The organism is Actinosynnema sp. NPDC059797, assembly GCF_042732085.1.
Taxonomy (GTDB): domain Bacteria; phylum Actinomycetota; class Actinomycetes; order Mycobacteriales; family Pseudonocardiaceae; genus Actinosynnema.
On record NZ_JBHWIE010000391.1, the window covers coordinates 1 to 6,207 of the forward strand.

Genomic DNA, 6,207 nt, shown 5'->3' on the forward strand with positions numbered 1-6,207 from the left:
GTACGGGCCCGACGACCAGCGGGGCGCGTTCAACGAGGTCACCCCGGCCAAGACCGCCGCCGCGCTCGGGCTGCTGCGCGGCCGCCGCGAGGTCACCACCTACAACCTCGGCGAGCTGATGTGGAACGGCTTCCCCGCGTTCGCCACCGACCCGCGCCGCACCTACGAGCAGCGGCTCACCATCTGGGGCTACCCGCCGCCGCCGGGGTTCGCCGAGCAGGGCGGCGTCCTGGTCGCGCTGGAACCGCTGGGCGCCAACAAGGTCAGCGTGCACGAGGAGCGGTTCGAGGCGGAGTTCTCCGCCAAGCACCCGAAACCGCTGGCCATGACCTACCAGATCGGCAGCCAGCTCGACAACCTCAACCACATCGGCGCGGCCGAGTTCTTCTACAACGGCCTGCGCGGACCGGACATCGCCCGCGGCCACGGCACGGTCCGGCTCGGCGCGGAGCACATGGGCCCGGTGGTCACCCGCGGCGTGCTGCTGGACGTGCTCGGCGTGAAGCTCGCCCGCGGCCGCACCGAGGACCTGGCCGAGCCCGCGGCCAACGGCCGGCCGCTGCTGCGCGAGAACTACCGCATCACGGTCGAGGACATCCGGGACGCCCTGGAGTTCGGCGGCGTCGACCGCCTGGAGCCCGGTGACGCGGTGCTGTTCCACACCGGCTGGAGCAACCTGCTGGTCCGCCGCGACCCGGCCGACATCGCCCGCTGGGAGGGCGCGCGCGGCCTGCCCGGCATCTACCTGCGCGAGGCCCGCTGGCTGGCCCGCACCCGACCCGCGATCGTGGGCGGCGACACCTGGGCGCTGGAGGTGCTGGGCAACCCCGTCAACGAGGACGGGACCTCGTTCCCGGTGCACCAGGAACTGCTGATGAGGCACGGCATCCGCATCGGCGAGTCCTACGTGGTGGACCGGCTCGCGGCCGACCGCGTGCACGAGTTCGTGTTCATCGTGACCCCGCAGTACGCCGAGGGCGCCACGGCGGGAAACACCCCGCCCGCCGCGCTGGGCCGACCCCGGGGGCGTTGACCCGGGGCGTTCGCCGCCCTGACCCGCGCCTGGCCCCTGCTCGGGTCGCCGGTCAGGCGGTCTCCTCCCGGAGGCGCAGTTCCCGCTGCCGCGCCGAGTAGCGCCGGGACTTCGCGCGGTTGCCGCAGACCCGCATCTTGCACCAGCGCCTGCTGTGGTTGCGCGACACGTCCCAGAACACCCAGCCGCACACGTCGTCCGCGCACCGCTTCAGCCGCTGCGACTCGCCGGTGGTCACGAGGTCGGACCAGGCGATGGCCAGGCGCGCCAGGGCCCGGTCCACCACCGGCAGCCCCGGTGCGGGCACCAACCCGCCGGCGGAGAAGCTGACGAGCACCGGCAGGTCCGCGAGCACCGCCTCGCCCGCCGCCAGCCCGTCCGGCTGGACCTGGCCGAGCGCGGACCGGACGCCGGCGCGCAGGTCGAGCAGCCTGCGGTGGCCCTCGGCCGCCAGGCGCACGGGCTCGTCCACCAGGCCCCGGGCGTGCAGCCAGGCGGCGGCGGACTCGCTCCCGGCCAGTTCGTCGGTTTCGTCCTCCAGGTCGACGGTGTTGGCGAACGACCTGGTCAGCTCCGCTGCCGGGGACGGTTCGATCATGTTTCCCACCACCTAACCCGGTTGATGGTTACCCCAGGCTCCTCTAGGGTAACCCCCGAGCGAGAACTGACCGGCTAACGCGATAGATGGTTAGGGGGGCGGATGACGACCACTGACGTGCCGGCGGGCGTCGACCGGACCAGCAGCCGCAACACCGCGGTGCTCGTGGCCTTCACCGCCGTGACCAACCTCGCCGACGGCGTGACCAAGGTGGTCCTGCCGCTGATGGCGACCGCCCTGACCAGCTCGCCGCTCCAGATCTCGGCGGTCGGGCTGACGCTGACGCTGCCGTGGCTGCTGGTGGCGCTGCACGTCGGCGTGCTGGTCGACCGGGTCGACCGCCGCCGCCTGCTGTGGGTCGCCAACTCGATGCGGCTGGTGGTGGTCGGCTGCCTGCTGGCCGCGGCGGCCTCGGACGCCACCACCCTGCCCATGCTGTACGCGGGCGGCCTGACCCTGGGCGTCGCCGAGGTCATCGCGCTGACGTCGGCGGGCGCGCTCGTGCCCGACGCGGTCGCCCCCGCCGGCCGCGAACGCGCCAACACGTGGGTGGCGGGCGCGGAAACCGTCTGCAACGAGTTCTGCGGCCCCTTCGTGGGCGGCCTGCTGGTGGCGGCGGGCGCGTCGGTGGCCCTCGGCTCCACCGCGGTGGCCTACGTCATCGGCATCGCCGTGCTGGTGTTCCTGGTCGGGAAGTTCCGCGTGGCGCGGGCGGAGGACCGGGGGGCGAGGTCGGTCCACAGCGACATCGCCGAAGGCTTGAAGGTGTTGTGGCACAGCCAGGTCCTGCGCCTGATGGCCCTGGTCCTGACCGTGCTGTGCGCGTGCTGGGGCGCGTGGCTGGCGCTGATGCCGCTGATCGCGACGACCACCATGGGGCTCGACTCGCGCGGCTACGGCTTCGTGCTCAGCGCGCTCGGCGTCGGCGGCCTGGTCGGCGCGCTGACCGTCGGCCCGCTCAACCGCCTGCTCGGCCGCCGCACGGTCATGTTCGTCGACATCATCGGCACGCTGGCCATGGTCGCCGTCCCGGTGCTGACCACCAACGCCGTGGCCGTGGGCGCCGCCGCGTTCTTCGGCGGCCTGGGCGGCACGCTCTGGACGGTCAACTCGCGCACGATCACCCAGCTGCTCGTGGAGCAGGAGATGATGGGCCGGTTCAGCGCCGCCCTGAGGCTGTTCAGCTGGGGTGCGATGCCGGTCGGCGCGGCCCTCGTCGGCGTGCTGGCCGAGTGGTTCGGCTTCCGGGTCGCCTTCGCGGTGTTCGCCCTGGCCACCGTCGCGCTGATCGTGCCGTTCCTGCGCACCTTCACCCAGGACGTGCTGGACCGGATCTACGCCAAGACCGAAGCCTGACCCGCCCACGGGGCAGGCTCTCCCAGGGCCGCGGTCGTGCTCCCCCCAGGCGCGGCCGCGGCCCCTCTTCGCGCTCGACACCTCCCGGTGCGACCCTTTATCGTTCGAGATCCCGACGACTCGGACCGCGAGGCTTTTCCCGAAGATCGCCAAACGCGTTCCCGGGATTTATTCCACCCGATCCTATTCGACCATCGGCTGTTTCTATCGACTCCCCCGAACCGGGCTTGATGAGCTTGCCCGGCGGCCGCATCCTGGGTTCATCGCCTCCGGTGTTCAAGCAGCCACCTGGGAGTTTGGTCGATGGATCCTGCCGTGCACATTTTCGTCGATGACATTGACGCCACAATTCGGCGGTTCGTCCGCGTTCCTTTCACCGACGACTCGACGTTGGCCGAGATCGGGCTCGACTCGCTGACGACGTTGCGCGTCGTGGCCGCGCTCGTGCCCGACGGCGACCGCGAGATCGACCTCGCGGAGCTGGCCGACCTCAAGACGCTGGGCCAGTTCCGGGCATGGGTCGCCGGGCAGGTGACCCGGTGACCGCCACGATCAGCTCCACCCCGGTCACCGAGTCGCAGCTCGGCCTGCTGGTGGTGCACCGCACGGTCCCCGTCGGGAACCTCTACAACGTGCTGGTCGAGCTGCGGCTCGACCCGGCCCGCTCGGCCGCCGACGTGCGCGCGGCGCTCACCGCCGTGCTCAACGCGCAACCCGCGCTGCGCCTGGCCTTCCACGAGCTGCCCGAGCCCGCCGCCCGGCTGCGCGAGCCGCTCACGCCGCAGGAGGCGCCGCTGCGGCACGTGCTGGTGGGCCGCGACTTCGAGGGGCGCACCCGCCGGGAGCTCGCCGAGCTGGCCGCCGCGGGCTTCGACCTGGGCGAGGCGCCGCTGCTGCGCGCCGTGCACCTGCGCTCCGGCGACGGCGACGAGTCGGCGCTGCTGATCTCGGTGCACCACACCGTGTTCGACGGGTACTCGCTGCAACCGCTGGTCCGCGACCTCGACGCCGCGCTGGCCGGCACCCTCGACGTGGACGGGGTGCGCCCGGCGCGCGAACGGGCGCTGCTGCGCGAACTCGACGCCCAGGTCAAGGCCGGCGCGGCGGGCGCCGTCGAGGAGCGGGCGAAGGCCATCGGCGCGCGGCTGCGCGAGACCACCGCGACGGTGCTGTACCCGCGGCCCAACCGCCCCGCCGGCACGGACTTCCGCGGCGCCCGCCGAGAGCTGCCGCTGTCGCCCGAGCGCTCCGCCGCGGTGGACCGCGCGATCACGGCGCTCGGCGTCACCCCCTTCACCTTCTTCTCCGCCGTCTACTCGGCCGTGCTCGCCCGGCACAGCGGCGCCGACCAGGCCACGTTCGGCAGCCCGCTGATGGCCCGGCGCACCATCGGCTCCCACGACCTGTGCGGCTTCTTCGTCAACACGCTGCCGCTGGTGGTGGACGTGGACTGGGACCGGACGTTCGCCGAGCACGCGCGCACGGCGGTGGAGCGGGAGGTCGACGAGGTGCGGCGCGCGGTCACCGTGCCGTTCAACCGGGTCGTCCGGCACGCCGCCCCGGACCGCGGCGGCGACCGCAACCCGCTGTTCTCCGCGATGCTCGCGATGCAGGACTCGACCGCCACGCCGCCCGGCTCGGCCGTGCGCTCCGTGCGCGAGCACGGCACGGGCACCGCCAAGTTCGACCTGTGGCTCGGCGTCACCCCCACCCCGGGCGGCTGGCTGCTGGAGCTGGAGCACGACGTCGCGCTGCTGCCCGAGCCGATCGCCGCTGCGGTCGAGGACTCCCTCCTGCTGGCCCTCGACCGGGCCGCCGCCGACCCCTCGACGCCGCTGCGCGACCTGTTCGAGGACGCCTCGGTGGAGGAGGCGCACCGCGCGGACGGGTTCCGCCGGGAACCGCCGTGCGCGGACCTGGACGGCTGGCTGGCGCGGGTCGCCGCCGGCCGGCCGGACGCCGTCGCGGTCGAGGAGGAGGGCCGCGCCCTCACCTACGGCGAGCTGGCCCGCGAGGTCGCCGCCGTCGCGGCCGGGCTGCGGGGTCGCGGCGCCGGGCCGGGGCAGGTCGTCGGCCTGACCACGACGACCCTGGTGGACACCGTCGTCGCGATGCTGGCCGTGCTGCGGCTGCGCGCCACGTTCCTGCCGCTGGACCTCGCGCTGCCCGCCGAGCGGCTGGCCCACATGGTCGGCAAGGCGGACTGCCGGATCGCCGTCGGCGGGGGAGACCCGGGCGTGCCGGTGTTCGGCGTGGCCGAGCTGCGCGCCGCCGGTGGGTCGGGCGTCGCGGGCGACGTCGGCGAACCGTCCGAAGAGGACGGTGTCTACGTCATGTTCACCTCGGGCTCGACCGGCAACCCCAAGGGCGTCCTGATGCACAACCGCCCGCTGGTCAACCTGACCGCGTGGCAGCTCGACGCGCTCGACATGGACGAGGGCACCCGCTTCCTCCAGTACGCGCCGCTCGGGTTCGACGTGTCCTTCCAGGAGATCGTGCCGACGCTGGCCGCGGGCGGCACCGTGGTCTCCCGCGAACCGGCCGACCGCCGGGACGTCCCCGCGGTGGTGCGCCGGGTCCTCGACACCGCGGTGACCCACGTCTACCAGCCCGTGGCGGCGCTGCGGCCGTTCGTCCAGGCCGCCGAGGGGCTGCGGTTCGAGCACCTGAGGTACGTGTGCGTCTCCGGCGAGCAGCTCACCGTGAACGACGTGGTGCGCGACTTCTTCGCCCGCCACCCCGGGGTCCGGCTGGTCAACCTCTACGGCCCGACCGAGACGCACGCGGTCACCACCCACCGGTTGTCCGCCGAGGACGCGCACTGGCCGTCGCACGTGCCGATCGGCGTGCCGCTGACCGGCGTCACCGCCCAGGTGGTGGACCGCACCGGCCACCTCGCGCCGCGCGGCGTCGTCGGCGAGCTGCTGCTGGGCGGCGACTGCCCGGCCCTCGGCTACGTCAACGAGCCGGAGCGCACCGCCGAGCGGTTCGTCCCCGACCCGCGCGGCACGACCCGCTACCGCACCGGCGACCAGGTGCTGTGGGACGCCGACGGCGTGCTGGTCTTCCTCGGCCGCGACGACCACCAGGTGAAGATCCGCGGCTACCGCGTCGAACTGGGCGAGGTCGAGGTCGTCGCCCAGCAGCACCCCGGCGTGCGCCGGGCGGTCGCCGTCGCGCGCGGCGACGGCGCGGACCGCCACCTGGTGCTGTTCGTCCA

5 protein-coding genes are annotated in these 6,207 nt (G+C 73.7%); 4 read left to right on the plus strand and 1 reads right to left on the minus strand.

All coding sequences use genetic code 11. The features are described 5' to 3' along the window. Positions 1-1,033 (plus strand): cyclase family protein (locus tag ACFV4N_RS37965; RefSeq protein WP_499677512.1); only part of this gene is annotated, 1,033 nt, incomplete at its 5' end. A 52-nt stretch (positions 1,034-1,085) separates the two neighbouring features. On the opposite strand, the gene ACFV4N_RS37970 is transcribed toward ACFV4N_RS37965, so the two are convergent. Continuing rightward, positions 1,086-1,631, minus strand: coding sequence for a CGNR zinc finger domain-containing protein (locus ACFV4N_RS37970; protein WP_499677513.1), 546 nt, complete (start codon positions 1,629-1,631; stop codon positions 1,086-1,088). A gap of 102 nt (positions 1,632-1,733) precedes the next feature. On the opposite strand from ACFV4N_RS37970, the gene ACFV4N_RS37975 reads away from it, so the two are divergent. The 3 genes from ACFV4N_RS37975 to ACFV4N_RS37985 form a co-directional block, all read left to right on the plus strand. Next, positions 1,734-2,987: an MFS transporter gene (locus tag ACFV4N_RS37975; protein ID WP_499677514.1), complete on the plus strand. Its 1,254-nt coding sequence runs from the start codon at positions 1,734-1,736 to the stop codon at positions 2,985-2,987. 315 nt (positions 2,988-3,302) lie between these two features. Continuing rightward, positions 3,303-3,530 carry an acyl carrier protein gene (locus tag ACFV4N_RS37980; protein WP_499677515.1) on the plus strand — a complete coding sequence of 76 codons (228 nt, stop codon included), beginning with the start codon at positions 3,303-3,305 and terminating at the stop codon, positions 3,528-3,530. After that, positions 3,527-6,207: non-ribosomal peptide synthetase (locus ACFV4N_RS37985; protein WP_499677516.1), on the plus strand; the 2,681-nt coding region annotated here is incomplete at its 3' end. The genes ACFV4N_RS37980 and ACFV4N_RS37985, both read left to right, overlap by 4 nt.